This window comes from Pedobacter frigiditerrae, assembly GCF_032678705.1.
Lineage (GTDB): Bacteria > Bacteroidota > Bacteroidia > Sphingobacteriales > Sphingobacteriaceae > Pedobacter > Pedobacter frigiditerrae_A.
Genome location: NZ_JAVTSS010000002.1, coordinates 1,037,102 through 1,063,909, shown reverse-complemented (window position 1 = coordinate 1,063,909; position 26,808 = coordinate 1,037,102). Strand labels below are relative to the sequence as shown.

Genomic DNA, 26,808 nt, shown 5'->3' with positions numbered 1-26,808 from the left:
TTAAACAAATGATGAGAGCTGCTATATTTTCTGTGGTCCTTTTTCTTTCCTTAAATGTCGCAGATGCTCAGGAAAGTTTTATTGGCAACATTAACTATCCCTTATTGCAAAAGTATGTTGATTTAGCGAAGCAGAACTACCCAAAAAGGAAGATGTACAAAGCTAGTGAACTTAGTGCAAAAGCAAAAGTTGGAGTCGCCAAAGCAACATATCTTGATGCATTTACGGCCTCTTATTATTACAGGCCAGATAATTCAGCAATAATTAACACAACCAACCCGTATTCTATAAATGGCGTTCAACTTGGAATTTATTTCAATTTAGGCATCTTGTTTCGTACACCTGCCTATGTTAGACAAGCGAAGGAAGAGCATAATGAAAAAATTTATCAGGCTAAGGAATATGATATTCTCCTAGAATCTGAAGTAAAACAAACGTATTATGAGTATTTACGTCAATCATCAGACCTTAAGGTAAAAGCTCAGGCCTATACAGATAATAAAGCCGCAAGTGATGGGCTTAAATTTAAATTTGAAAAGGGTGAAGTTACCTTAGATGACTACACAAAGGCTAAATCTATAACTTCTTACTCTAATTCTGAAAGGTTGCTTGCAGAACTTAATTTGCTAAAAGCGAAAGATTCATTAGAAGCGTTGATTGGTGAAAAGTTAGAGAATGTGAAATAAGCGTTATGAATATTAAAGAATTTTTAAATCTGATTTCTAAATATAGGTGGCTTATTATTGCCATTCCTGTAACTACGCTTATAGTAACTTTTTTCTTTGTTAAAAATCTCCCTAAAGAATATAAATCGCAAGCTAAACTATCTACTGGTTTACTAGATCCATCTAGACAGGTTGCCCCTGATGTACCTTCTTACTCGGGCCCAGATCTTTTAATCAAAATTAATCAACAGTTTACGAATATAATGGACATCATGACGATGCCCAAAAACATGAGTATTCTTTCTTATCGTTTAATATTACACGATCTTAAAAACCCAACAAAGCCATTTAAGCCCTTAAGTAACGATGTTATGGCCTTAAATGATACTCAAAGGCAAGAAGCGATAATAGCATTCGAAGAAAGGCTAGAAAAAAAACAAGTGTTAACTCCGTTTGATAATTATAGAGTTAAATTCTATAATCTTGTTAAGTCGATGGGTTATGACGCACCAACATTGAGTAAAAAGTTAGGCATTAGCCATGAGCAAAACAGCGATTTTATTACCGTCGAATTTACATCACAAAACACCTTGCTTTCTGTTTTTGTAGTTAACACCCTTTCAACTGACTTTATCAATAATTACAGCCTAGACTTAATTAGCAACAAAAATTCATCAATACAAGTATTGGATTCTCTTTTACAAAAAAGGGAAGCTATAATGAATGAAAAGATTAAGGAGTTAAAAGACTATAAAATTCAAAATGGCATTCTAAATCTTGATAAGCAATCGCAAATTGTTTACCAGCAAATCATAGATATTGAGAATAGGAAAAACCTTGCACTAGTTGAGAAGGAGGCCCTACTTGCCGCATTAAAAAATGTAAACTACAATTTAAATAGCAGGTATAAAGAAAGGTATTTGGGTGCCGATGTATCTGTAGACAATCAATCTATTGTTAATTTAAAGAGCAAGGTTCAAGCAGCTGAAAACACATACCTTGATGGAGGCTACAACGCAGCCGACAAAAGGAAAGTAGATTCATTGCGACAACTGCTTACTGATCAATTGGCCAGGGCAAATGATAACTATGTAAGCGATCCGATGGTTGCAAAGCAAAATTTAATTCAACGACGTATTGCCATTAGCGTTGATTTAGACAAAACAGGTGCAGGCATTGAGGATATGGATAGAGAGTTGGCAAAGCTAAATGCAAAGTTTAACGGAATGGTTCCTTTTGATGCTGGTGTTCAGGACCTTGAACGCAACGCTGATGTGGCGACTAAAGAATATCTAGAAATTTTAAATCGTTATAATCAAACCAACCTCGATAAAAATATAGGATTACGCTTGCAGTTAGCAGAAGAGGGAGTTCCAAGTACACCAGAGGCTTCAAAAAAGGCCTTATATATGGCATTAAGTGGTATCGCAAGTTTTGCAATTTGCTTTTGTGTATTGTTTGTTATTCATGCTTTGGATAATTCGATTAACAATCAGAAGCAATTAAAAGCGCTAACCAATCAAACCATAGTTGGAGAATTAAACTATATTAGGTCTAAGGAAAGGGACATTGATTTAATCTGGAAAAACGCATACAATCAAAAAGATCATATTTTATATAAGAATCTGTTACGTTCCCTACGTTTTGACATTAACAAATTGCTGGGTCCAGAAAGCCTAAAAGTTTTGGGTATCACAAAACTAGATCCTGAAAAATTTAATACATTTTCAATTGTAAGCTTAGCATACGCGTTCGCATCACTAGGAAAAAAAGTTTTAGTAATTGGAGACCAAGAGATTGTAGCCGACCTTGAAAGGTTAAAAATACCTACAGACCAATCATTTACATCTATATTAAATGGTTCACCGCTTAAAAAAGGAAGTCATATTACTTTCTTAAACAGAGAATTGGAAGGTCAATCGTTACTTGAGAACAAAGATAAAGCGAGTATTGCGCAAGTTTTTGAAACACTTAAGAGCAAATTCGACTTGATCATTATCCAGCTAGATGCGTTAAATGAAATATCTGATGTTAATGAATGGATTTTGTTTGCAGATAAATATTTGGCCACTTTTATGGCAGGCAACTCTGTAAGTGATAAGGATAAAGAATACGTAAACGCTTTAAACGACGATGATAAGTTTGCTGGTTGGCTAATAAATGGTGTTAAACAATAATAAGCAAGCCAATGCTTAGAAAGTTAAACACATATATTATCGATAATAAAAAAAAAGTAATTTTCTTTTTGATATCGATGAGCCTATCCATTTTGATAGCAAGCTCTACCGCTAGGTATGGGATCTTGGGACCCGCGGCTGTTATTGCTGCTGCTGGACTAGGCACCTTTCTGGTATCGCTATTTAACAACCCCCGATTAGCCTTCTGGATATACTTTGGCTACTGTTTTATCCTAGGCTTTTTAGTGAAGTCGTTCTTAAATATCCCTGTCGGACTTGCCATGGATGCCATACTACTGCTTACTTGGTGTAGCATTTTGGTAAATATGAACAAATTCAATTGGCGTAATTTACGAAATGAACATGTTTGGTTATCGGTAATTTGGTTTGCAATAAGCTTTTTACAAATTCTAAATCCTAGTGGAGCTAGTTTAACAGGCTGGTTTAATGAACTCAGGTTCACCGCTTTAAGTTGGCTGCTTATTGCGCCATTGGTATTTCTAATGTTTAATAAAATGGCCGATTTAAACCGTTTTATAACATTTGTTTTGTTCTTCTCATGTCTCGCTACTTTATACGGTATGAAACAACTTTACCTTGGTGTTTCTAGCGGCGAGCAGCAATGGTTAAATTCTGGTAATGATGTTACTCATATTTTAGATGGCAAGCTCCGCGTATTCTCTATGTATTCAGATGCGGGTCAGTTTGGTGCCTCACAAGCAATAATCGCAGTAATTGCATTAACCTTAGCACTTGGTCCTTTCAGCTTTGTTAAAAAAGTGATTTTTGGGCTAATTGCCTTATTCCTTCTTTATGGAATGGCCATATCTGGAACAAGAGGTGCTTTATTTGCATTGGCATCTGGTATAGCTTATGCGCTTTTCTTAAGCAAAAACTTTAAGGTACTAATTGTAGGGATAGCCTTTGCCATGGCAGGATTTGGCGTGTTGAAATATACCACCATCGGCGATGAAATTTTCCAAATTCGCCGTTTCCGTAGCGCCTTAGATCCTAAAGATGCTTCGCTAAATGTTAGATTAGACAATCAAAAAAAGTTAGCCTACATATTAAAAGACTTACCATTTGGTGCGGGATTAGGGATGAGTGGAATGAATGGAATTACCTACAATGCCGATAAACCGATTGCCAATATACAACCCGACAGTTATTGGGTTAAAGTTTGGGTGATGTATGGCATAGTTGGTGTAATGATTTGGATGGGCTTTACCTGTTATATTATTGGTAAATGCAGTGGAATAGTTTGGAAACTCCAAGACCCCAAGCTCCGAGTAAAAGCAATTGCACTAACGTCAGGAACGGTAGGTTGTTTTATTTGTAGTTATGGGAATGAAGTAATGAATGCCATGCCATCTTCAGCAATTATGTTTATGTCATGGTCATTTGTATTTATTGCACCGTGGTTAGATAATCAGTCAAAACAAATTAAAGCCGATGGAAATAGTTTATAGTATCATCAACATCTTGTTCTGGATTTTGGGTATTTACCTACTCTTCAATTGCATTTATTTAGCTTTTTTTGCAATTGCGGGATTATTTTCGCTTCCTAAATCTCAGAAAACTGCTATAAATTATAAGAAAATTGCTGTGCTTTTCCCAACCTATCAAGAAAACATTGTAATTATAGAGAGTGTAAAAGCAGCATTAAACCATCAGTATAATGGATCCTTTGAGGTGATTGTTATTGCAGATGGATTATTACCTGAAACCAATGCTGTTTTAAAAAATTTGGGAGCAAATGTAGTAGAAGTTTTCTTTGAGAAAAGTACCAAAGGGAAGGCGTTACAATTTGCAATGAGCCAGCTTAAAGATAAGGGTTTCGATATCGCAATGATACTGGATGTAGATAATGTAATGAGTAACGATTGTTTAAATTACCTTAACCATTCATTTGAGCAGGGGAATAAAGTAGTTCAAGCTCACAGAACAGCAAAAAACATAGATAGTAGCTTTGCATTTCTAGATGCTTGTAATGAAGAGGTTAACAATCATATTTATCGCAAAGGACAAGCGGTTGTTGGCCTATCTCCTGCATTAATCGGCTCAGGTATGGCTTTTGATTATGGGTATTTGCTTAGCTTACTGAATAATATCGGCGAAACTGTTGGAGAAGACAAACAACTAGATTTTATGATCGCTAATGACAAAGTTAGCATAGCCTATTTGAATGACGTTTATGTATACGATGAAAAGGTAGAAAATGCTGCTGTGTTTACCAAACAGCGCACAAGGTGGATTGCATCTCAAATAGAGTTTTTGAAAAAGTATGCTTTTGAAGGATTTGTGCAACTATTCAAGGGGAATGTGGAGTTTTTTAACAAAACAATACAAACCTTTTTAATGCCACGAATTCTCCTATTAGGTTTGTTGTTCTTAATGGCCATTCAATCTTTTTTTAACCCGTTTGGTCCTTTAAGAACATTTTGGGTTTCACTATTCATCAGCATTTGCTTAACCTTATTAATTTCGGTACCTAGAAGATTTTACGCCGACGAAAGACTTTACATCGCTTTGCTACAAATACCAAGAGCAATGTTTGGAATGGTGATTGCCTTATTTAGCATCGGCAAAGCGAAAAAATCATTTATGGTAACGCCACACCGTAATAAAAACATAGAAAATAAAAATTGATCATGCCATTAGAACTGCTTGCAATTCCAGCCCTGTTGTTTGGTGTCCTTGGCTTTATCAAAGGATTAAATGCCTACAAAAATAAAACGTAATCTATAATAATGATGCCCTTATTAAAAAATCGAGACATAGTTATTGTTGGCCAACAACCTTGGGACACATCCATTGGAAGCAATTGTAAAGATTTGGCACTAGAGTTTAGCAAGCATAATCGTGTATTATATGTTAATGCACCTTTAGATCGTAGAACAGGAATTGAACAGCGCCATACCGAAGGTGTAAAAAAACGGATGCGTATCATTGAAGGCAAGGAAGACGGCCTTGAACAAATAGATGGAAATTTATGGGTTTACTATCCAGATGTAATCTTAGAATCTATTAACTGGATCAAAATAACGGCTGTATTTCGTTTGTTGAATAAAACCAACAGTAAGAGATACGCCAATAGCATTAAAAAGGCGATAAGCAAATTAGATATTAAAAACTTCATTTTATTTAATGATAATGATATTTTCCGTAGCTTCTATCTAAAGGAACTTTTAAGCCCTACCCTAAGTGTTTATTATTCTAGAGATTATATGATCGCCACGCCTTACTGGGCTCGTCATGGTAAAACTATAGAGCCTGAATTAATAAAAAAGAGCGATTTGTGTGTGGCAAATTCTGTTTATTTGGCAAACTACTGTAAACAATATAATCCTAACTCATTTTATGTAGGTCAAGGCTGTGATTTCGAAACATTTAAAAATGACGAAAGTGTTCAAATTCCAGAGGACGTATTGACGATTAAAAAGCCGATATTGGGTTACGTTGGCGCTTTGTTAAGCATAAGGCTTGATGAGAATATCTTAATTCATTTAGCAGAGACTAAACCAGAATGGAGTATAGTTTTAGTTGGTCCAGAAGATGAAGATTTTAAGAAGAGTAGATTACATCACTTACCAAATGTATATTTTTTAGGGGCTAAAAAACCTGAAACCTTACCAGCATACATTAAGGGGTTTGATATTTGTTTAAACCCACAAGGAGTTAATCCTTTAACTATCGGTAACTATCCACGTAAAATAGATGAATATTTAGCGATGGGCAAACCGACCATAGCAACAAAAACTGAAGCTATTAGCATTTTTAAAGACTACATTTACATTGCAGAAACAAAAGAAGATTATGTAAAGTTGGCGGAAAAGGCCTTAGCAGAAAACAACCCAGATTTAGCTAACGACCGTATCATATTTGCAAACACACATACTTGGGAGAAAAATGCAGAAGAAATTTATAAAGCAATAGATCATGTCGCAAAGCATCTCGTCTTGGATAAAAGCTAAGCCTAGTTTTAAAAAACTAGCTCATTGGATGCTCATTCCTACAAATGAACATCGTCCAAGACTATGGGTAAAATGGTTTGTAAACCCTTTTATTCATAAAAGAGGTCGGGGTAGCATCATTCGAAATCGTACCCGTATTGATGTTGTCCCATTTAATGACTTTCATTTGGGTCATCATGCTACTATTGAAGATTTTTGCACCATAAACAATGGTGTCGGCGACATCCATATAGGCAATAACACCATTATTGGTGTGAGCAATGTTTTAATTGGGCCATTAACTATTGGAGATAATGTGATGGTAGCACAAAATGTAATCATTTCAGGCTTGAACCATAATTTCGAAGATGTTAGCTTACCACCATTATTACAACATTTCAACGCTAAAAACATAGTAATTTGCGACGATGTTTGGATTGGGGCGAACGTGGTTATTACAGCAGGAGTTACTATAGGCAAACATTCTATTATTGGTGCAGGGAGTGTAGTTACAAAAGACGTACTTCCGTTTTGCGTTTACGTTGGGAACCCTGCCAAGATGGTTAAAAAGTATAATTTTGAGATAAAAGTATGGGAATCTGTTTAGATATTTAACAACAAATGGCTTTAACTTCTATCATTACCGTTAATTTTCATCAAACTGAGGTAACTATAGCATTGCTAGAATCAATCAGTAAATCTTATAGTGCAAAAAATGTTGAGGTCATTATCGTAGATAATGGAGCTGAGAAAAACCAAGAGCTCATTTTCCATCCTCATTTCGATAATATTAAGTACATCCAGTCTAAAGCCAATTTAGGCTTTGCTGGTGGCAATAATTTAGGGTTAAAAAAAGCAAAGGGCGACTATGTTTTCCTGCTTAACAACGACACAGAAATACCAGCAGGTTGTTTAGAAGCAATGATTGCTGAAATGGAAACGAATGAAAAAATAGGACTTTTATCTCCCTTGTTGCTTTATTACGATCAAAAAGATTTAATTCAGTATGCTGGTTATACGCCGATGAATTATTTAACTGCCAGAAATGAAAACATAGGCAGTTTTGAAAAAAACACTGGCCAATACGACAATCAAAGCTACGAAACAGGCTTTTGCCATGGAGCGGCGATGATGTGCCGCAAAGCGGATTTATTGAAAACAGGCTTAATGGATGAATCTTACTTCTTATATTATGAAGAGCTGGACTGGTGTGAGAAATTTAAAAGTATAGGCAAGAAAATTTGGTTTACTGGAAGCACCTATGTCTATCACAAGGAGTCTGTAAGTGTTGGTAAGGAAAGTGCTATAAAAACGTATTTTATGACTCGTAATCGGATGTTGTTCATCAGAAAAAATACGAGTTGGGCTAACACAATTTTATTTTCAACTTATTTCACTCTTATCGCTTGTCCAAAAGCAGCCCTAAATTTAATTTTAAGGAAACGATTTGATTTAGCAAAATGGATATTTAAAGGGCTTCTTTGGAATTTCACACATACAAAGAGTAGCACTAACCTTGGTTTTAGCATAAAGTGATTTATTTTTACCACATGTAGCAAGAGAGATTAGCCTATTTTAGACGTTTAAGCACCGTTGCAAAAGCATATTTTGTAAAGTGATAAATAGATTCCATCAAGCCTAATTTTTCGCTTTCCCTTAAAATCTTCCAAGTAAAACCAATAACTTTTAATTTATTTGACGAAACTGAATTACTTCGGATTCTGTATAAAGCTAAGGGCTCATTTATTCCATAACCTTGACCACATTTTTTAAATAAGTCGAGCCAAAAGATCCAATCTTCATGCCCAACTTTTTTAAATTTCAACTCTCCAATTGCACTTGTTAAGGTCAAGGAGGTAGAAAATATAATCACATTGTGAGATAGTAATTGCTTGTAGTTTACGCTTTTCGGAACTTCAATTAGCTTAGAAATTATTTTTCCTTCTTCGTTAATCCTGTTGTAAGCACAGAAAGACATCGGAAGTTTTTTTTCTTCCATATACCCAATTTGGCGTGAGAGTTTATCTTTTAACCAAATATCATCACTATCTAAAAAAGCAACATATTTTCCTTTAACTGTCGATAAACCTACATTTCTGGCATTAGCAACTCCCCCATTTTTTTCAAGCCTAACTAACTTAATTCTAGGGTCTTGTTTAGCAAATTCTTCTACTACTTTACATGTCTCATCTTTAGAATGATCGTCTATTACAATCAGTTCCCAGTTTGTGTAAGATTGATCAATAACCGAATTGATGGTAGGTGTTATAAAATCTGCTGAATTATAACAAGGTGTAATAATTGATATAAGTGGATCCAATTTGTGCTATTTAAATCTTCTCAAAAATAGTAGGAATAGAATCAAAAAGATTCAATCATCACTAAAATAGCAATTAATTATTAGTTAATATCTATCGTTTAAATAAAAACAATTACATTAGTATGTATAATTTATGGATAAACGACGGTTCGTAATTAATTTAGTTTCCAATTTCTTTAGCGCCCTTTCTGGAGCTGGGATTTCCTTTTTTTTAACCCCTTATATTGTTAGTCATTTAGGTAAAGAAGCTTACGGATTTTTCCCGCTTTCTAACAATTTCATCATGTACGCAGGCATTATAACCACATCATTAAACTCAATGTCGAGCCGCTACATTACTATCAGTTTGGAGAAGAAGAATATCAAAGAAGTGAATACTTTTTTTAACTCTGTGTTATTCGGAAACCTACTTATCTCTTTAGGATTTATAATAATCAGTGCCATATTCTGCATCTTCATTAACAACATACTAGACATACCAGCAAACTTATTGTACGATGTACGATTGCTATTTATTTTCATTTTTCTAAGCCTAATTATTAACGTCTCTTCAGCTGTTTTTTCCGTGACAGCTTTTGCGCTAAACAGATTTGATAAACTAGCGGTGATCAACATTATTTCGAATGTTTTAAAGCTTCTGTTCATTATCATTTTATTCTACTTTTTTACGCCTAGGATTTATTTTTTAGGAGTGGTTACAGTAGTTACAGCCTTATATCTTTTCTATGCAAATTATCGAATAAGCAGAAAACTGTTACCAGAAATCCATATTGATTGGTCTTTTTTCTCTAGAAGTGCGCTTACGCTGTTGATAGGCTCTGGTATTTGGAATTCGGTATTGGCGCTTTCTAATGTGATAAACACACAATTAGATTTACTTGTTGCCAACCATTTTTTTGGAGCTTCAGGTATGGGATTTCTATCGCTCACTAAATTTATCCCTAATATCATTCAAATTTTGCTAGGCATTATTGTGCCTATATTTCTGCCAGAAATGTTAAAAGCCTACGCTCAGAATGATATGGATAAGCTAAAACAGAATCTCAATTTATCGTTTAAAGCTATTTTTTTAGTGGTATTGGTTCCTCTATCTATTTTCTTTGTTTATGGCGATAAGTTTTTCGGATTATGGTTGCCTACGCAAGATGCCCACGCACTTCATATCCTCTCAATCATAACACTAGTACCTTTTATCGTACATGGTACAGTAGAAACTGTATATCACGTTTTTGTGATTACCAACAAACTTAAAATTGCATCTTTTTGGGGCATTTTTATAGCTGTTTTCAACTTTATTTTGGTTATTCTATTGTGTTTATATAGTTCATTAGGCATTTATTCCATCCCAGTAGCAGCAATGATCAGTGGTGTATTTAGTCACCTAACCTTTACCCCGTTATATGCATCTTATTGCTTAAAGCAAAGCCGATGGTATTTTTTCATCAAAATCATTAAAGGCTTATTAGGCTTTTGTACGCTACTGGCAGTTGCTTATGGCTGGAGAAAGCTTGATTTAATAGACATCCACTCATGGATTACGCTAATATTAAATGGTTTAATCATTGGAACAGTATTGTTGATTATTACCTTGTTTATGAAATTTGATTTAATAACTATAACAGGTATGTTTAAAAAATTAAGACAAAAAGTTAATTTATGATCCCTAAAATCATTCACTATTGTTGGTTCGGGCGTGGCGAAATGCCAGAATTAGTACTGAAGTGCCTTGAATCATGGAAAAAATATCTTCCCAATTACGAAATCATAGTTTGGAATGAAGATAATTTTGATTTAGACAGCTACACTTTTGCAGCTGAGGCTTATAAAGAAAGAAAGTTTGCATTTGTTGCCGATGTTTGTAGACTCTATGCGCTTAAAACCATGGGAGGAATTTATTTGGATACCGATGTAGAGTTCGTCAAACCTTTCGATGATGAGATACTTCAAAATAAGGCCTTTACAGGTTTTGAAGACAATCTTTTACTATCATCGGCAATCATGGGCAGCGAACCAAACGGAAAATGGATTAACGATCTTCTTCCTCATTATGTAGATAGAAGCTTTTATCTAGAAAATGGTGGTTTTGACACCAATCCTAATACCGAGATTATTACAGCATTCATGAGAGACAAAAAAGGTGTTGTTATTAACAATACTTTAAAAAAAATCGAAGATTATTGCACCATTTATCCTAGTGATTATTTCTGCCCAAAGAGTTGGAAAACTTTAAAAATAAAAAAGACTGCTAATACTTATTGTATACATCATTTTGCAGGTTCATGGATTGGCAACGCTGAGCATAGTTTCCTAGGCAAGATGGCTAATCTCTTTTTAGGTAAACGAGGTGCAAATTATTGGGCTGCAAAGTATAGGAAGATCTAACAAAAATTAATAATCTATTCAATAACTGAAAAACAAATAACTGATGATCCCTAAGGTTATTCATTATTGCTGGTTTGGACGAGGAGAAATGCCCGACTTAACTATAAAATGTATTGATTCATGGAAAAAATATCTTCCTGAATACGAAATTATCCTTTGGAATGAGGACAACTTTGATGTAAACAGTTACCAATATGCTCAAGAAGCATATAAGGAGAACAAATTTGCATTTGTTGCTGATGTTTGCCGACTTTATGTACTTAAAAATAAAGGTGGCATTTATATGGATACGGATATAGAGTTTATCAAACCTTTAGCTGAAGAAATGCTAAATGATGTGGCTTTTACTGGTTTTGAAGATAGATTGGTATCCGCTGGAATTATGGGTAGCGAAAAAAATGGAGAGTGGATTAATGATCTATTGGATTATTATAATGGGATAAGCTTTTATTTAGAAGATGGTGGTTTAAACATTAATCCAATTACCGAAACCATTACCAAAATAATGAAGCAAAAAAAGCAGTTAATGAACGACAATACATTACAACGACTGCCAAATTATTGCACTATTTATCCAAGTGATTATTTCTATCCTAAAAGTTGGATGACTCTTAAAACAACCATTACACCAAATACATTTTGTATACACCATTTTGCTGCATCATGGTTGCATAATGAATATAGTTTTATGGGTAAGCTGGCAAATCTAGTTTTCGGCAAAAGAGTAGCAAATTCCCTATCTAAAAAATACCGAGATATTAAGTCGAAAAAGTAATTGGCGCTTTACTTCCTTGTTCAGGATTATGGACTAATTAACAAGTCATCAATAAAAAATTTGATTGCGCTTTCTCGTTGTTCATAATTCCCTTCAATTGAGATGAAATTGATGTTCCTATCAACCAATTCCTTTTTAAACACTGCGTACATTTCATCTCTCTTATCGCCTAAATCTCTTAATTCATCTGCCACCCAAGCCACGTCAGTATTTAATAAAAAGTATTGATCGTACTGGATAACTTTCTCATATTCATCTAATTCTGGGAGATGATTTCCGAGATAATGTTTGGCATAAATTTGAGTAGTGATAATATCAGTATCACAAAATAAAATCTTATTGGCTGTTTTAGTTTTATCTATTACTCTTTGATTTTGTGCAGCTGCAATCTTTATGAAATCGGCCGCTGTTAAATTATTATCAGTAATTAGCTCCCGAGCAACTTCTGGCACACACTCGGTTTGGTATAGTTCAGCCATTTTTTGAGCCATTGTAGATTTCCCCGTGCTCTCTGGTCCATAAAAACAAATCTTCTTCACATAATAAGGCCTTACTACTTCAGGTATAAAGTCCCAATATTTAAAAGGATTATTTCTTATTAGTGTAGCTGAAACTGGAACAATATTTCTTTCCAAATTGAAAATTAAGCACTCGGCTCCTAAATTCTCTGCAAAAGGAGTTCCATATTTTTCAGAGCTTATAAACACATCAACTGGCGGATAAACTGCTGCCATTTTTTTTGCCCAAACCTTTGTCCGTTCTGGCAAAGGCAGCTCCTCTACGTCAAAATCATCTAAAATAAGTTCGACGTTTATCTTTGGTTCATTTTTAAAGATTTCCTTTATCCAATTGTAGCGCAACTCTGCATCAATGGCGTCATTAATTGTATAACTCATAGATACAATCAATTCATCACAATGTGATTTCGCAAAGTTTATGAGTGCAATATGCCCATTATGTATAGGCATAAACTTGCCAATTACAAGTCCTCTTTTAGGTGAAATTAATTGTGCCAATTATTTAAACATCCCTTTCAGCTTCGCTAGCTTCTCTTGTAAATCACCCTCTGCTTCTTTTTTTGGTTGCTGCTGAGGTTTTGGAATGAAGTTTTTTGCTCCTTGCTCTTTATCTTTCTGCTCGTAATACTTTGGTCTTTCAGCTTTAGTCTTTACGCTCTCCTCAGTCTTCATTGACAACGAAATCCTCTTTCTAGCTATATCCACATCAACCACTGTTATTTCTACAACTTGGCTTACTTTTACTATATCGTTCGGATTTGCCACATAACGATTGGCTAGCTGACTTGTATGAACCAATCCGTCTTGATGAACGCCAATATCTACAAAAGCACCAAAATTGGTAATGTTGGTTACAATTCCTGATAACTTCATTCCTTTTCTCAAATCTTCCATTGAGTTTACACCTTCAGCAAAGCTGAAAACCTCAAATTGCTCACGTGGGTCGCGACCAGGTTTTGCTAACTCTTTTACAATATCTGTTAAGGTAGGTAAGCCGACTTCAGCACTTACGTAACGCTGTAAATTGATTTGTTTTTGCAAGTTTACATCTTTGATTAAATCATCAACAGTGCAGCCTAAGTCCTTAGCCATTTGGTTAACTAAAGCATAACGTTCGGGGTGAACTCCACTCCTATCTAATACCTGTTTCGCATCGCGGATACGCAAAAAACCCGCAGCTTGCTCAAAAGCTTTATCGCCCAAACGTGGAACCTTTTTTAAGCTTTCTCTATTCTTGAATGCGCCGTTTGTATTGCGATAATTTACAATGTTTTGCGCCAAAGTATCTCCCAAACCCGAAACATAAGCCAATACTTGTTTCGATGCCGTATTTAATTCTACCCCAACTGCATTTACACAACTCATTACGGTATCATCTAAACTTTGTTGTAATTTATTTTGGTCAACATCATGTTGATACTGGCCTACGCCAATAGATTTTGGGTCGATTTTTACCAATTCTGCTAGTGGGTCCATTAACCTACGACCAATAGAAACCGCACCACGCACTGTAATATCTTGTGTTGGAAATTCTTCTCTTGCCAAAGGCGATGCTGAATAAATAGATGCGCCACTTTCATTAACCATTACTATTACCACATCTGGAATTTTTAAGCCACGCACAAAGGTTTCTGTTTCCCTACCTGCAGTTCCGTTGCCAATGGCGACGGCTTCAACTTGATGTTTTTCGCAAAGCTGAGTTAATTGCCAAGCTGCATCTTTTAAGTTGCCTTGTCCGGTATGTGGATAGATTGTAGTGTTAACCAACAACTGCCCTTGTTTATCTAGGCAAACTACTTTACAACCTGTTCTAAAACCTGGGTCGATTGCCAATACATTTTTCTGCCCCATTGGAGCTGCCAACAATAACTGACGAGCATTTTCTGCAAAAACCTTAATAGCTTCTTCGTCGGCTTTTTGTTTAATGGTTGCTCTCAATTCTGTTTCCATCGCAGGGCGAAGCAACCTTTTGTAACCATCTGTTATTGCCAATTGAACTTGGTCTGCACAAGCATTTCTTGCTGTAATAAATTGGTTCTCTAATAATTCTATAGCTGGCTCATCTGGAGGTAGTACATTTAGTTTTAAAAATCCCTCTTGTTCGCCTCGCAACATTGCCAAAACACGATGAGATGGAGCCGATTTAGCACCTTCTTCCCACTCAAAATAGTCTTTATATTTAATCCCAGCTTCTTCCTTTCCCTTTACCAAAACGGTTTTATAAGTTGCTTTTTGCATAAAGTGATTACGCATTTTAGTTCTGGCTTCGGTATTTTCACTAATCATTTCGGCAATAATGTCTCTAGCTCCTGCTAGCGCTTCTTCTTGATTGGCAACACCTTTTTTATCATTGATATAAACTGCAGATTCTTGTCCTGGGTCTATTCTACTTTGAGATAGTATGCGTAAGGCCAAAGGCTCTAAACCTTTTTCTTTAGCCACAGAAGCTCTGGTTTTACGTTTAGGTTTATAAGGCAAATAAATGTCTTCTAAAGCAGTAATGGTTTTAGCTTCATTAATTTGTTTGGCTAAAGCTGGCGTTAATTTTTCAAGCTCTGTAAGCGATTTTAAGATAGCCTCCCGGCGTTTATCAAGTTCGCGTAGTTGTTGTGCTAAATCTCTTATTGCAGCAACTTGAACTTCATCTAAGCTTCCCGTTGCTTCTTTACGGTAACGAGAAATAAAAGGTACAGTGGCGCCTTCATCTAATAAGGCTAATGTTGCACTCACTTGTTTAATAGAGATGTTTAATGCGCTTGCAATGCTTTGAAAATGTGTATCCATATTTAGTTTTAGAGGAGGCTAATTTAAGAAGATTATTTCAGACCTGCCTGCCGGCAGGCAGGGATTAAAATGATTTCACAGATTTAAAATATCATTGTGGAAACGAATGTAAATCAACATCTTTAATAATATGAGTAAAATATTTATTTTAATTATCGCTGTTGGTTTGTTTTCTGGCTGTACCCAACAACCTAAAATAGAAAACATGGAAGAAGAAATTCTAGTGATACACAGCACTTTTTACAAAGCAACCTATGCAATGTCTAAAAATGACCATCACGATATGATGAGATTTGGACCAATCTTTCCTCCTGCAGGGTCACCAAAATTTAAAATTACTAATGATACGGCATTAAGAGCTGGCAAACATTTATTCTTAGCAGAAGACAGCTTATTTTCGATTAATTCATTCAGATTTTTTAGTCCGAAAGTCAGGACTAATAAAGAAATCAATCCCGATTCGATTTACCAGTTATTACAAAGTAGAACACATAAATCTCTTAAAGCAAATTTTTCAATTGACTCTATTTCTTATCGAATTTCTGATGATAAATCTCTTAAAAAGAACGAGGATTTTAATGGAACGTTAACTTTTAGTAGAGTGGTTTTTAACAAGCAAAAAAATAAAGCTTGTTATTACTTTGAGCAATATATTTTAATTGGGACTTCTAGAGGTTGGGGAGTGGGAAATGTTGTATATGCTGAGAAAAAGAATGGGAATTGGGTTTTTGTAAAGGAAGAAAATATTTGGATTGCCTAGTTTTGAGATTTGCATTGAAATGGTTCATAGTAGCACAGACCATTGTTCTCTAAACCCGATTGCAACGCACAGCCCACAGCGTAGCGAGGACTTGTAGTGGAAAGCGGGGCTATCGTAACCAATGGCTTCTGATTTTGCTTTTCTAACTCTACGCTATAGATCCTTCGCTGCTCTACCGATATAAATCCGATAGCTATCGGATCGGCACAAGTCTGGATGACAAACCTCCTAAAAAAAATCCCCTAAGAAAACTTAGAGGATTTGTATTTATTTTGACTCTTCGACAAGCTCAGAGTGACAAAACTCGATACTATTTGTTAACGTACATTACTTCTTTAACGGCTTTAACAACTTTTTCTGCGTTTGGTAAGCTAGCAGCGATTAAAGTTGGAGCGTATGGAAGTGGAACATCTGCACAAGTAACACGCAAGATTGGCGCATCTAAATGATCAAATGCATTTTTTTGAACGTTAAAAGTAATTTCAGAAGAAATTGAAGCCAATGGCCAAGCTTCTTCTACGATTACCAAACGATTTGTTTTCTTAACAGAGTTGATGATAGTTGCGTAATCGATAGGACGAACTGTTAATAAATCGATAACTTCTACGTTGATTCCTTCTTTAGCTAATTCCTCTGCAGCTGGATTTACAACACGGGTTAACATTTTACCAAAAGTTACGATAGTAACATCTGTACCTTCTTTAACAACTTGTGCTTTACCGATTTCTAAAGTATATTCTCCTTCAGGAACTTCACCTTTATCGCCATACATAACCTCCGATTCCATAAAAATAACTGGATCTGGATCATTAATAGCTGCTTTTAATAAACCTTTTGCGTTATATGGAGTAGAAGGAATTACCACTTTTAATCCTGGACAGTTTGCATACCAGTTCTCGAAGTTTTGAGAGTGCTGTGCGCCTAATTGACCAGCGTTACCTGTTGGGCCACGGAAAACGATTGGGCAAGAGAACTGACCACCGCTCATTGATAAAATTTTCGCAGCTCCGTTGATAATTTGATCAATTGCAACCAATGAAAAGTTGAATGTCATGAATTCTACAATCGGAATTAGACCATTCATTGCTGCACCAGCACTAATACCTGCAAAACCAAGCTCAGCAATTGGCGTGTCGATAACGCGTTTGTCGCCAAACTCATCTAACATACCCTGACTAACCTTGTATGCACCATTATATTGCGCAACTTCTTCGCCCATTAAATAAATGTTCTCGTTTTTACGCATTTCTTCGCTTAATGCTTCGCGTAGTGCTTCTCTAAATTGGATCTCTCTCATTGTTTATTCAAAAATTACCAAGCGCAAATATAACTATTACATCGTAATTATAAAGTCTGTTTTACTTACGCTCACTAAATATTTTGTGACACAAAATTATGTTCTTTGTTAGGCTAAATTCGTATTCTTTTATTCCTCTTTTTCAGAAATATACTCTCCAAAATGAATGATATTGCCATCGTATGCTATAATAGAAAATGGCGTAGTTGCCAAATTAGGCTTTATTTATTAATGAATAGATCTCGCTGTCCAAAAATTCACCTTGAAAATAGAAATCTTCTTTAAAATAAGCTTCCTTAACAAAGCCGTGTTTTATTAAAATCTGCCGCGATGCATCATTATCAGGGTCTATATTAGCTTGAATTGAGTGCAGTTTCATTTCATTAAATCCAAAATCAATTGTTTTAATTAATGCTTCTGAGATTATGCCTTTTCGCCAGTAATCTGGATGAAGCATATAACCGATTTCAGCTCTATAATTTGCCAAATTTGTTCTCCAATAACCTATGGAACCAATCATTTGCTTTGGATTTTCCTTTAAGGCAATTACCCAAGCCAATTGTTGACCTTGCTTGCAACCTTCGTTAAAGCTTGAAATGAAATCTTCAATCTCTTTAACCGTTTTCTGCCTTTCTCTATGGATAAATCTCATCACATCTTCGTTATTTCGTAATGCGAATAAGGTTTCTGCATCGGAAATAGCGTGAGACCGAAGAATTAATCTTTCTGTTTCTAAGTTTGGGAAGGTTGAAAAGTTGAGTTGAAGCATTTATACTTTGACAAATTTATATGCGACTAGTTATTAATTTGTCAAAGTTATTCTATTCTTAAACTTTGACAAACTATTTGGATTTTGAGCTATAAGTTTGTCAAAGTAGCTATCGCACATCTTCCATTTTACATTTCCCATTTTACATATTATTTACTTTCCAAACAAAGTCTTATAAATAGAATATTTGTAATTATCTGGAATGGCACTAGCCACGAAATATGGGGCTTCAAATAATTCTGTTAGTTTCTTTCTCAGCTCTGCTAAGAATTCTGGCTTAATTTCTTCGAGGTAATCTCCAGATAAATTTTGTCTGCCAGATTTAAACCAAATTCCATCTTTATTCATTGTCTTAACGATATAAAGATTTGGCTCTACACAAGTTTTACCTGCAAATTGCTCGTATGCATAAGTGTAAAGTAAAGTTTGGATTAGTGCCTTATTGATGTGTTTTCCATCAGAATTAAAAAGCTCTGGAATATCTTTAAAAGTTAATTTATCGCTACCAGTTTTGTAATCGATAATTTTTGTAACTCCATCTTTAACATCAACCCTATCTATGTAACCAAAAATCTTAATACTAGCTTCTTTACCGTCTAGTGGGAAAGCAATTTCAGCTTCCACTTTTTGTTCTAAACTGATGATATTGAAAGGTGTTTGTTTTACATCTTGGTCTAAAATGATAGTTACGTAAGCATCAACAATGGCCAAAACTACCTTTTGCATTCCTTTGTACTCCAACACCTTATCAGGATTTTTAAACATCACAAAGTTGAAGGCTTTTTGAATAAATGCAGGAACCAACTTCCTTCGCTCATTTATCCGCTCTGCAGTAATTTCTGCCACTCTTAAATCTTGATAGAAATATTCCATCACCTTGTGCAAAACCGAGCCAATTTCATTTGCTTCTACAACAGCGCTAACTTCTTTAGGCTCCTTAATGCCAGCAATATAATTGAAGAAAAAATCTATCGGATTAGAAATATATTGTGTTAAAGCAGATGGGGAAAGTGATTTCTTCTTGTCCAAATAAACTTGTAATGCACTCTGAATAAACTCGTTTCCCGCTTTCTCAATCTTAACTTCCTTAAACGGCTCTGTTTTTACATCGAGGTTAAGCTCATTATATTTAAAGCCGAAGCCACTTTCAAACTCCAATTGTTTCAAAATTCTGCTGGCTTCACCAGAAGTAGACTCATCTGTTAAACTATTATAGACAAAATTGATATCCTTTGCTCGCTGTAATAGGCGATAGACCATATAAGACGAAATTGCATCTAAATTTTCTAATACTGGCAGGCCATAAACCCTTCTTATGCTGTCTGGAATAAAGCTGTTTCCGATTGATGATTTAGGGATAATTCCTTCATTAAAGCCTAAAATAACAACCTTATCGAAATTTAAATTTCTGGTTTCTAATAACCCCATTACTTGAATACCATTTAACGGGTCGCCAGCTAAAGGAACAGCAATTGCCTGTAACGATTTTTGAACCAAATAAATAACAAAAGGAATTTCTTCGTTGGCAATGTGTTTTCCAAAAGTATCATGTAACCTATTCAGCTCTTGAATAGTTTTTACGAATAATTCTGCATCAATTTTCTTTAAAGTTTTTGCATTTGATAAACGAGTTAAAACGTAATAGAGAACTTCTAATAAATAAGTGACAACATTTTCTGGTTTATCAATCTTTTTATAGAAAACTTCAAACAATCCGCTTTGCTTTAACAATCTTTGATGTTCTATTTCTACAATGTTTTCATTTAGTAAAGCCGTCTGAATTTTATCCTTCATCTTTTGGCTTAAGCCAGATAAAGGATGCGTGATAAAAGCTTCTACATTTTTGTAGGAAACAACATTGTTTTGCAAAACCTCTAACTGACTGGTTAACCATAAATCTGCCAAGCCAAAAATGCTAGATGTAGCCAATGCAAAACCCATCGTAACGTTTAAGTCGATTTCATTTCCATTGTAATTTGTAGGTATGGTTTGTAAAGTTGGGATGAGCAAACTTTCATCAGCCAAAACAACAACAGTTGAGCCAACATCTGCTGAGTTTTCATAATCTTCAGTTAAAATATTATTGAGAATTTTTGCTTGTGCAGATTGCCCTTGAACTTTGAAAACATTAACCGAATGTTCAGCTGTTTTCATCAAACTTATTTGGTTTTCGAACACATTTTTTAAGCCCAACTGGTTGATGTTTTTTCGCAAGAATAAACCAGCTTCTTGTAATGGGTCGTTCAAATAATATTCATCAGCATCGAAGTAAAATAACGCTTTTTCTGCTTCCTGCAATTGTGTAAATATTCTGGCTTCAGCACTACTTAAAGCATTAAAACCAACAAACACAATTTTGCCTTTTTCGAAGGTTTTTAGAAACTCTTGCTGGTTAATATTTCCTTCTGCCAACAGGCGATAAGCTTGACCGTTTGTAATGTAACCTTGCGCTTTTAATGTTTCGTGAAACTTGTGATAAAGCTTTGGCATTCTGCGCCACATCTTTATAAAAAGTTCTTGTTGTTTTTTATGTTTTCCTTCAGAATAAGAAGTCCAAAATTGAGCTAAGAATTCATACTGCTCTGGACTTAAATAATCGAACTCTTTATTGATGATGGAAATATCTTCTAGGTCTTGATACAGTTTTTCTGCACCAACCAAATCGCTATCTATCTGACTAAAATCACTTAAAATAATCTTGGCCAATGGAAAAAATTTATGGCTAGAAATGGTTTCTAGCTTTTCTTCAACCAATAACTGATTATAGATTTTATGCAAAGTAAAAAACTGCAGGTAAAAATCGGCAATCTTATATTTTGTAGCGTTTGCAAAAAACTCTTGTATAGTAAAAAAAGACGGGCTAAAAAATGGCTTTTGGATAATATCTGCCAAATGTTTCTGCAAATAAGCCGATGGTCTTTTATTGTTAAAAATGATGGCACAATGCTGCAATTGCGAACCAAACTTCACTATCAAATCTTCAGCAACTTCTTGTAAAAATGGTTTCATATTAGATAGAAGTTAAGCTTGAAGTTTTATTAGCAATTTTTATTTTCGTTTGAACTGTATGCTTTAATAAATATGCTTCAATAATATCCGAGTATTTAGGGCTTAACTCGAGATACCGGACTAAATGTTTTTTTTCGTCCATTTTATTAATAACAATCCTATCTGATAAAATTTCTATTGAGTTGATTTGATTAAGAGCAATTTGATTATCCAAACCAGTTATTGTTATGTTTCCCTCTGCAATACTTAACCTTATGCTTGGAATCATAAAAATACCATTTAAAAAAATGATAGAACCAGCACAAATAAGCAATAACTTTTGGGTATTTAATTCTGTATAAAAAATTGCAGTTATTGTCATCAAAACTCCCATTATTAATGCAATCATTTGTGAAGAACTATCATCTTCTCTTGGAAAAGCAATATAGCCTACACTTCCTCTTTTATATTTAATGTAGTCAAAAAGTGCGTAAGCGAAGAAAGGAGAAATAATAATATATATTCCAAAATAATCCAGTTTAAATAATTTAATAAGCAAAAATAAAATAATACATAAGCCTATTTGTAAAGCTATATTTTTCAATTTCTTCATACTTTATACCAATTTTAACTTTCCACTAATCGCATAAAATAAATAGGTTTTAACGTTTTCATAACCCATTGCCAATAACAAATTTTTGTAATTATCAATCTGCTCTATATGTTTATCGCTCTCTTCTAAGGTGAATTTATAATCTAAAATAATTACTTCATCATCGGTGATTAAAACTCTATCTGGTCGATGCAATTTCCCCTTAGCATCAATAATATTTTTCTCAGTTATACTTTCTGTCGCTTTGCTTAAAATTGCTTTCAGGTCTGCATTATTTAAAACTTCTAGCACAGCTGATTTTAAATCTGATTGCTCTTCATCTTGTACAATTCCCTGTAAAACTAATCCGGTAATGTAAGTCTCAACTTCTTTTTCTGTACTTGCATTTGCCAAGATATCGTGCAACAACGAACCTTTTCTGCCAGATTTTTCAATGTTAACCAAATGCCTTAAATGTTTCTCTTCAGATGGCACATATAATTCAGATAATCGAGTTGTAGTTGGATAAGTAGCTAAACTGATGAAATTAGACTCTTCAACTTTGTTTTCAATCTTCACATAATCTTCAATCGCATACAAATTGTTCTCATCGAAATCAGAATCAAAAGTTAGATTAATCACATCGCCCATTGTAGATAATTTCGGCTCTTTTTTAGCCATCGTGGCGATGTATAAATAATCCTTCGACCTTGTTGTTGCTACATAAAGCATATTCAAAGCATCCATATTATTGTATAGCAATTCTTCGTAATATGCCTTTGAAATTGATGAGTTTGATAAGTCTTCTGTATATTTTAAAGGAATACCACGCAACTCTTTGTAAACCGTATCTTCTGATGAAACCCAAAAAGTTGAATTCGCTTTCCCTTTAATTTCCCAATTACAAAACGGCACAAAAACAGCTCTAAACGCCAAACCTTTCGATTTGTGTATAGTGATGATTTGTATGGCATCTACACCTTCTGGAGATGGCAAAGATTTTTTCACGCCATCTTCATCCCACCACGTTAAAAATGCTATAATCCCTTTCTCCCCCATTCGACTAGCATTAGCTGTTAAATCTCTAAATGCCAATAAATATGGAAGATGTTCTTGCAGATTTTTTAAACCATAACTTTCAATTAAAATCTCTACCAATTCTGGCAAAGGCAATTGCAACCAACTTTGCCAATTTTCGCACAAAGTGGATGGGAGAACACTAGACAAACTGCTTAGCGAAACACCATTTAAGTTTAAATAATGATTTGCATTTGCTTCTTTTCCTTGCAATGAATGATACAACGCAATACAATTTGCTTTGTACAATGCGGTTTGTGCATCAATACCAATCAGAACTTTTAAAGTATTGATGATTAATTGTATTGCCGAATTATTAGAAATTAACAAAGCATCTCCAGATAAAACCGGCAAATTTTGCTCCATTAATTGCTGAACGGTTAACATCGCTTCGCTGTTAGAACGAACCAAAATAGCGATGTCTTTTAACGAGTAATTCTGCTCGTTTTTAAGATGGTTTATTTCATTTATTACATCAGCCAAAGCCAAATCCCTAAAAACTGTCTCTGTAAATCTAGCTTCGTTTGGTGCGTCCTCTTTACCAAATTTTTTGATTTTTATCGTTCCGCCTTTTAAAGTACTTGGAGCATAATTTTGTGTGGATGCTCCGTAAATATCTGTAATTATTTGCTGGTAGTTTTGTGCTTGCCACCAGGCTGATATACTTTCGGGTTTGCCTAATAAATTTTCATTTAACTCATTCTGTAAAGTCAATGGGATTTGACGATACAAAAAATTATTAAACGTGATGATATTCTCTGTACTGCGATAATTTTCAGCTAAACTATCTTCTAAAACATTGTGCGCACCAACATCCGTTTTGGCGTGTTTATGTAAAATATTCCAATCGCCATTACGCCAACGATAAATAGATTGTTTAGTATCTCCAACGATTAAGTGGTCAATAACATCTGGATTTGGCGTAGCAATGGCATTAGTTAAAAGCGACTTGAAACTTCCCCACTGACTGGTTGATGTATCTTGAAATTCATCGAACAAAAAGTTTTTATATCGGTTACCAACTTTCTCCCAAATAAAGGATGGATTGTCTCCAGCATCTTCTGTAATTCCAGAAATTAATTTTTGTGCATCGCTGATTAATAAGTTATCATTCTCTGCCCTATATTGTTTTAAAAGAACTGCAATTTCTTGCATCAACCTTAAATAGTACAGATTTTTATTGAAAGCAATGGCTAAACTGTAATTTGGCAAATGTGCTAAGTAATGAACCTTTATTTTCTGTAGAATAGGATTAATCGTTTCATAAACTTCTGGCAGATTTACATTTTTTTGGAACCATTCTTCAGGCTCATCGATATATTTGAATAGTGTTTCGAGGTGAGAAAAATCGCCTCTGGCAACTAAAATTATTTTCTTTAATCCATTTCTAGATTTTCCTTTTAGGTCATCATTTTCAACACCTAAAACATCCATTGCTTCGTTAGCTTCTGTAGCTAAAGCAATAATTTCTTCTTCAAAATTTTTAATCTCTGCTTTAGTAACGCTGATGTATTTTTTGAAAAGCTCATCTATGTTTTCTAAGCCTAATTCTTCAACCGCTGTTTCAAAAATCTGAAAGCGTTCTGAGAAAATCTCTCCAATTAAATTATAGAGTTCAATTTTGTAGTTCCAACTTTTATTATCGCTAATTCGCTCAATGGCTAAATCAATAATCCATTGTAAAAGTTGTTTGTTGTGGTCTAAAGCTTCGTCTAATTTGTTTACCAAATCATCTTTGACTTTATCATAATTCATCTCTAAATTATAATCGGCATTTAGCCCCAACTCAAAAGCAAAACCACGAATTACCTTTTGAACAAAACCATCAATGGTACTCACAGAAAAACGACTGTAATCGTGAAGAATTTTACGATAAATTTTCTCTGCTTTGAACTGTAATTCTTCGGCGGTAAGATTTGGATAAGCTGTTAAAACCAGCTTTCTGTAATCTTCAATTTTCCTAGCAGGATCTCCTTTCGCCAAACCAACCAGAACCTCTAAAATTCTGGTTTTCATCTCTTCGGTTGCTTTATTGGTAAAAGTTACCGCCAAAATTTCACGGTATTTATTCTCGCCACTAAAAAGCAATATGAGATAATGTGCCGTTAAACTGAATGTTTTACCAGAACCAGCAGAAGCTTGAAGTATTTTGAGTGGTTTGTTGGGCATAGTTTTCTTTCGGATTAAACTTACAAAATTTAAATCCGTTCAGAAATCTAGATTTTCAACAATTCATTGAGAACTACTTTTTCTTGGCTTTCCTTTTTTGCAAGGTTTTATGGCTAATTCTTGCTGGGCGTTCGGCCATTTCTATCGGGTAACCCAATAAATCTCTAATTACTACAGAAGCACAAGTTCCGCCAAATGCTGCAGGCAGATAAGAAACCGTCCCGTAGGCAGATTTTTTGAAGTTGCTGCCGTCAGTCATGATCAATGAATCTTTTATTATTTCTTCAGTTGAAAATACAGCCTTTATTTTAGATGCATTAGGTAATTTATTTAATCTCTTGCGAACATAACTTGCCAATACACATTGATAAGTATCGGGCAACATTGTGATTTTAATACTTGTTGGGTCAAGTTTTCCGCCTGCACCCATAGAACTTACTATTGGAATATTTTTTTCTAGCGCAGAAGTTAGCAAGGTGAGTTTTGGTTTTACACTATCGATGCAATCCATCACGTAATCGAATTTATTTTCTAAAAGCTCTTGGCATTTCTCTGGAGTTAAAAATGAATTAATAACATTCAATTTTAAGCCTGGATTAATCGCCAATAACCGTTCCTTCATTATTTCGGCCTTGCTTACACCGTGATTAATAGCTAAAGCCGGAAGCTGTCTATTTCTATTGGTTGGGTCAACTACATCACCATCAACAATAGTCATCTCTCCAATACCAGACCTACAAATAAATTCAGCGGCAAAAGACCCTACACCACCTAAACCTACAATTAAAACATGTTTACTTTGTAGTTTTTCTATTCCTTCATCCCCTAAAAGTAGCGCAGAGCGAGAAAGCCATTTAACATCAGACATATTAAGTTTTTTTAGATTCTTCGACAGGCTCAGAATGACAATTATACTAGTTTTAATTTTTTCCAGTTGGCAAAAATAAGTGCTTTAAGCTGATCAACCGAACATTTTTTTAGTTCCGCAACTGCGTGATAAATTTCTTCAATCGTTGTTTCCGAATCATCTGTTTCTAAATAGAAGTTATCAAGTTCTTCAATCAGCTTTGCTGCGCCAAAATTTTCTTTTAAGACTGCAGATCCAAAAGAAAGATGAAAACCTTTGACTACCAGTTGCTTTCCAAGTTCTTCGCTTTTATTAAAACCGTGGATAATCATTGGCACTTTAACTTTCAATCTGTCTTTGATAGCTATTAACTCATCAAAAGCTTTAACACAGTGCAAAATTATTGGCTTGTTTAATTCTTCTGCTACCTCAATCTGTCTTTCTAAAATTAGGATTTGATTTTCTATTCTTTCTCCATTCAGCTTGTCCAGCCCACATTCCCCAATTAGCTTAACATTCTCCTGCTTGGCTAAAACCGTTAAGTATTTCATCTGCAACTCCAATTTATCGATTGTTGCATACCAAGGGTGAAGCCCTATCGAAATGGGTTTTTTCTTCGGCATTGCCAAAAAAATATCGTTGGTTAACGATAGGCTTTGAATGCTAGTAATCCCCGTTTTTGTGGCCGTTTTATGGGTATGTATGTCTAAAAACTCAATCACCTTACAAAGATAA

21 protein-coding genes are annotated in these 26,808 nt (G+C 34.7%); 11 read left to right on the top strand and 10 right to left on the bottom strand.

Going from position 1 to position 26,808, the window contains the following annotated elements; translation table 11 throughout:
• Positions 1–8 precede the first annotated feature (8 nt).
• From R2Q59_RS15330 to R2Q59_RS15300, 7 genes are all read left to right on the top strand, one after another.
• Positions 9–686 carry a TolC family protein gene (locus R2Q59_RS15330; protein ID WP_316786109.1) on the top strand — a complete coding sequence of 226 codons (678 nt, stop codon included), beginning with the start codon at positions 9–11 and terminating at the stop codon, positions 684–686.
• 5 nt (positions 687–691) lie between these two features.
• Positions 692–2,842, top strand: coding sequence for a lipopolysaccharide biosynthesis protein (locus R2Q59_RS15325; RefSeq protein WP_316786108.1), 2,151 nt, complete (start codon positions 692–694; stop codon positions 2,840–2,842).
• Between the two features lie 11 nt (positions 2,843–2,853).
• A complete protein-coding gene (locus R2Q59_RS15320) occupies positions 2,854–4,311 on the top strand; it encodes an O-antigen ligase family protein (RefSeq protein ID WP_316786107.1) in 1,458 nt (485 codons plus the stop codon).
• On the top strand, positions 4,295–5,491 hold the full coding sequence (locus R2Q59_RS15315; protein ID WP_316770608.1) for a glycosyltransferase family 2 protein: 1,197 nt from the start codon (positions 4,295–4,297) through the stop codon (positions 5,489–5,491). The genes R2Q59_RS15320 and R2Q59_RS15315 overlap by 17 nt, the downstream gene beginning before the upstream one ends.
• A gap of 101 nt (positions 5,492–5,592) precedes the next feature.
• Positions 5,593–6,816 (top strand): glycosyltransferase, encoded by a 1,224-nt coding sequence (locus R2Q59_RS15310; RefSeq protein WP_316786106.1) that lies wholly within the window; start codon positions 5,593–5,595, stop codon positions 6,814–6,816.
• Positions 6,782–7,402: an acyltransferase gene (locus R2Q59_RS15305; protein WP_316770603.1), complete on the top strand. Its 621-nt coding sequence runs from the start codon at positions 6,782–6,784 to the stop codon at positions 7,400–7,402. The genes R2Q59_RS15310 and R2Q59_RS15305 overlap by 35 nt, the downstream gene beginning before the upstream one ends.
• Positions 7,403–7,416: 14 nt before the next feature.
• Complete coding sequence (locus R2Q59_RS15300; RefSeq protein WP_316770600.1) at positions 7,417–8,331, top strand: glycosyltransferase family 2 protein; 915 nt, start codon at positions 7,417–7,419, stop codon at positions 8,329–8,331.
• 34 nt (positions 8,332–8,365) lie between these two features.
• Here the strand turns inward: R2Q59_RS15300 and R2Q59_RS15295 are convergent, their stop codons facing one another.
• Entirely contained in the window at positions 8,366–9,115 is a 750-nt protein-coding gene (locus tag R2Q59_RS15295) for a glycosyltransferase family 2 protein (RefSeq protein ID WP_316770598.1), read from the bottom strand.
• A gap of 133 nt (positions 9,116–9,248) precedes the next feature.
• Between R2Q59_RS15295 and R2Q59_RS15290 the strand changes: the two genes are divergently transcribed.
• Genes R2Q59_RS15290 through R2Q59_RS15280 form a run of 3 tightly spaced genes read left to right on the top strand, consistent with a single transcriptional unit; the run spans position 9,249 to position 12,272 of the window.
• Complete coding sequence (locus R2Q59_RS15290) at positions 9,249–10,775, top strand: lipopolysaccharide biosynthesis protein (protein ID WP_316770596.1); 1,527 nt, start codon at positions 9,249–9,251, stop codon at positions 10,773–10,775.
• Positions 10,772–11,497 (top strand): glycosyltransferase family 32 protein, encoded by a 726-nt coding sequence (locus R2Q59_RS15285; protein WP_316786105.1) that lies wholly within the window; start codon positions 10,772–10,774, stop codon positions 11,495–11,497. The genes R2Q59_RS15290 and R2Q59_RS15285 overlap by 4 nt, the downstream gene beginning before the upstream one ends.
• Positions 11,498–11,540: 43 nt before the next feature.
• Complete coding sequence (locus tag R2Q59_RS15280; protein WP_316770592.1) at positions 11,541–12,272, top strand: glycosyltransferase family 32 protein; 732 nt, start codon at positions 11,541–11,543, stop codon at positions 12,270–12,272.
• A gap of 26 nt (positions 12,273–12,298) precedes the next feature.
• Here R2Q59_RS15280 and R2Q59_RS15275 read toward each other — a convergent pair whose 3' ends face one another.
• On the bottom strand, positions 12,299–13,288 hold the full coding sequence (locus R2Q59_RS15275) for an AAA family ATPase (RefSeq protein WP_316786104.1): 990 nt from the start codon (positions 13,286–13,288) through the stop codon (positions 12,299–12,301).
• The gene (locus R2Q59_RS15270; protein WP_316786103.1) at positions 13,289–15,574 is read right to left on the bottom strand and encodes a Tex family protein; all 2,286 of its coding nucleotides are present in this window, start codon (positions 15,572–15,574) and stop codon (positions 13,289–13,291) included.
• A gap of 130 nt (positions 15,575–15,704) precedes the next feature.
• On the opposite strand from R2Q59_RS15270, the gene R2Q59_RS15265 reads away from it, so the two are divergent.
• Positions 15,705–16,334, top strand: a complete 630-nt coding sequence (locus tag R2Q59_RS15265) for a hypothetical protein (protein ID WP_316786102.1) — start codon at positions 15,705–15,707, stop codon at positions 16,332–16,334.
• A 310-nt stretch (positions 16,335–16,644) separates the two neighbouring features.
• Here R2Q59_RS15265 and R2Q59_RS15260 read toward each other — a convergent pair whose 3' ends face one another.
• The 7 genes from R2Q59_RS15260 to R2Q59_RS15230 all read right to left on the bottom strand — a co-directional run bounded on the left by R2Q59_RS15260 (position 16,645) and on the right by R2Q59_RS15230 (position 26,795).
• The gene (locus R2Q59_RS15260) at positions 16,645–17,631 is read right to left on the bottom strand and encodes a pyruvate dehydrogenase complex E1 component subunit beta (RefSeq protein WP_316786101.1); all 987 of its coding nucleotides are present in this window, start codon (positions 17,629–17,631) and stop codon (positions 16,645–16,647) included.
• 214 nt (positions 17,632–17,845) lie between these two features.
• Positions 17,846–18,400: a GNAT family N-acetyltransferase gene (locus R2Q59_RS15255; RefSeq protein ID WP_316786100.1), complete on the bottom strand. Its 555-nt coding sequence runs from the start codon at positions 18,398–18,400 to the stop codon at positions 17,846–17,848.
• A 153-nt stretch (positions 18,401–18,553) separates the two neighbouring features.
• Entirely contained in the window at positions 18,554–21,409 is a 2,856-nt protein-coding gene (locus R2Q59_RS15250) for a PD-(D/E)XK nuclease family protein (RefSeq protein WP_316786099.1), read from the bottom strand.
• Position 21,410: 1 nt separating this feature from the next.
• The gene (locus R2Q59_RS15245; RefSeq protein WP_316786097.1) at positions 21,411–22,001 is read right to left on the bottom strand and encodes a hypothetical protein; all 591 of its coding nucleotides are present in this window, start codon (positions 21,999–22,001) and stop codon (positions 21,411–21,413) included.
• A gap of 3 nt (positions 22,002–22,004) precedes the next feature.
• Complete coding sequence (locus tag R2Q59_RS15240; protein ID WP_316786096.1) at positions 22,005–25,226, bottom strand: UvrD-helicase domain-containing protein; 3,222 nt, start codon at positions 25,224–25,226, stop codon at positions 22,005–22,007.
• A gap of 73 nt (positions 25,227–25,299) precedes the next feature.
• Positions 25,300–26,094, bottom strand: coding sequence for a tRNA threonylcarbamoyladenosine dehydratase (locus R2Q59_RS15235; RefSeq protein ID WP_316786095.1), 795 nt, complete (start codon positions 26,092–26,094; stop codon positions 25,300–25,302).
• 41 nt (positions 26,095–26,135) lie between these two features.
• Positions 26,136–26,795 carry a TatD family hydrolase gene (locus R2Q59_RS15230; RefSeq protein ID WP_316786094.1) on the bottom strand — a complete coding sequence of 220 codons (660 nt, stop codon included), beginning with the start codon at positions 26,793–26,795 and terminating at the stop codon, positions 26,136–26,138.
• Positions 26,796–26,808: the final 13 nt, after the last annotated feature.

Coding starts and splice junctions, on each gene's coding strand:
- R2Q59_RS15280 (WP_316770592.1), top strand. CDS start 11,541: ATGATCCCTAAGGTTATTCATTATTGCTGGTTTGGACGAGGAGAAATG.
- R2Q59_RS15235 (WP_316786095.1), bottom strand. CDS start 26,094: ATGTCTGATGTTAAATGGCTTTCTCGCTCTGCGCTACTTTTAGGGGAT.
- R2Q59_RS15290 (WP_316770596.1), top strand. CDS start 9,249: ATGGATAAACGACGGTTCGTAATTAATTTAGTTTCCAATTTCTTTAGC.
- R2Q59_RS15270 (WP_316786103.1), bottom strand. CDS start 15,574: ATGGATACACATTTTCAAAGCATTGCAAGCGCATTAAACATCTCTATT.
- R2Q59_RS15320 (WP_316786107.1), top strand. CDS start 2,854: ATGCTTAGAAAGTTAAACACATATATTATCGATAATAAAAAAAAAGTA.
- R2Q59_RS15255 (WP_316786100.1), bottom strand. CDS start 18,400: ATGCTTCAACTCAACTTTTCAACCTTCCCAAACTTAGAAACAGAAAGA.
- R2Q59_RS15305 (WP_316770603.1), top strand. CDS start 6,782: ATGTCGCAAAGCATCTCGTCTTGGATAAAAGCTAAGCCTAGTTTTAAA.
- R2Q59_RS15285 (WP_316786105.1), top strand. CDS start 10,772: ATGATCCCTAAAATCATTCACTATTGTTGGTTCGGGCGTGGCGAAATG.
- R2Q59_RS15265 (WP_316786102.1), top strand. CDS start 15,705: ATGAGTAAAATATTTATTTTAATTATCGCTGTTGGTTTGTTTTCTGGC.
- R2Q59_RS15245 (WP_316786097.1), bottom strand. CDS start 22,001: ATGAAGAAATTGAAAAATATAGCTTTACAAATAGGCTTATGTATTATT.
- R2Q59_RS15300 (WP_316770600.1), top strand. CDS start 7,417: ATGGCTTTAACTTCTATCATTACCGTTAATTTTCATCAAACTGAGGTA.
- R2Q59_RS15325 (WP_316786108.1), top strand. CDS start 692: ATGAATATTAAAGAATTTTTAAATCTGATTTCTAAATATAGGTGGCTT.
- R2Q59_RS15330 (WP_316786109.1), top strand. CDS start 9: ATGATGAGAGCTGCTATATTTTCTGTGGTCCTTTTTCTTTCCTTAAAT.
- R2Q59_RS15250 (WP_316786099.1), bottom strand. CDS start 21,409: ATGAAACCATTTTTACAAGAAGTTGCTGAAGATTTGATAGTGAAGTTT.
- R2Q59_RS15240 (WP_316786096.1), bottom strand. CDS start 25,226: ATGCCCAACAAACCACTCAAAATACTTCAAGCTTCTGCTGGTTCTGGT.
- R2Q59_RS15260 (WP_316786101.1), bottom strand. CDS start 17,631: ATGAGAGAGATCCAATTTAGAGAAGCACTACGCGAAGCATTAAGCGAA.
- R2Q59_RS15315 (WP_316770608.1), top strand. CDS start 4,295: ATGGAAATAGTTTATAGTATCATCAACATCTTGTTCTGGATTTTGGGT.
- R2Q59_RS15310 (WP_316786106.1), top strand. CDS start 5,593: ATGATGCCCTTATTAAAAAATCGAGACATAGTTATTGTTGGCCAACAA.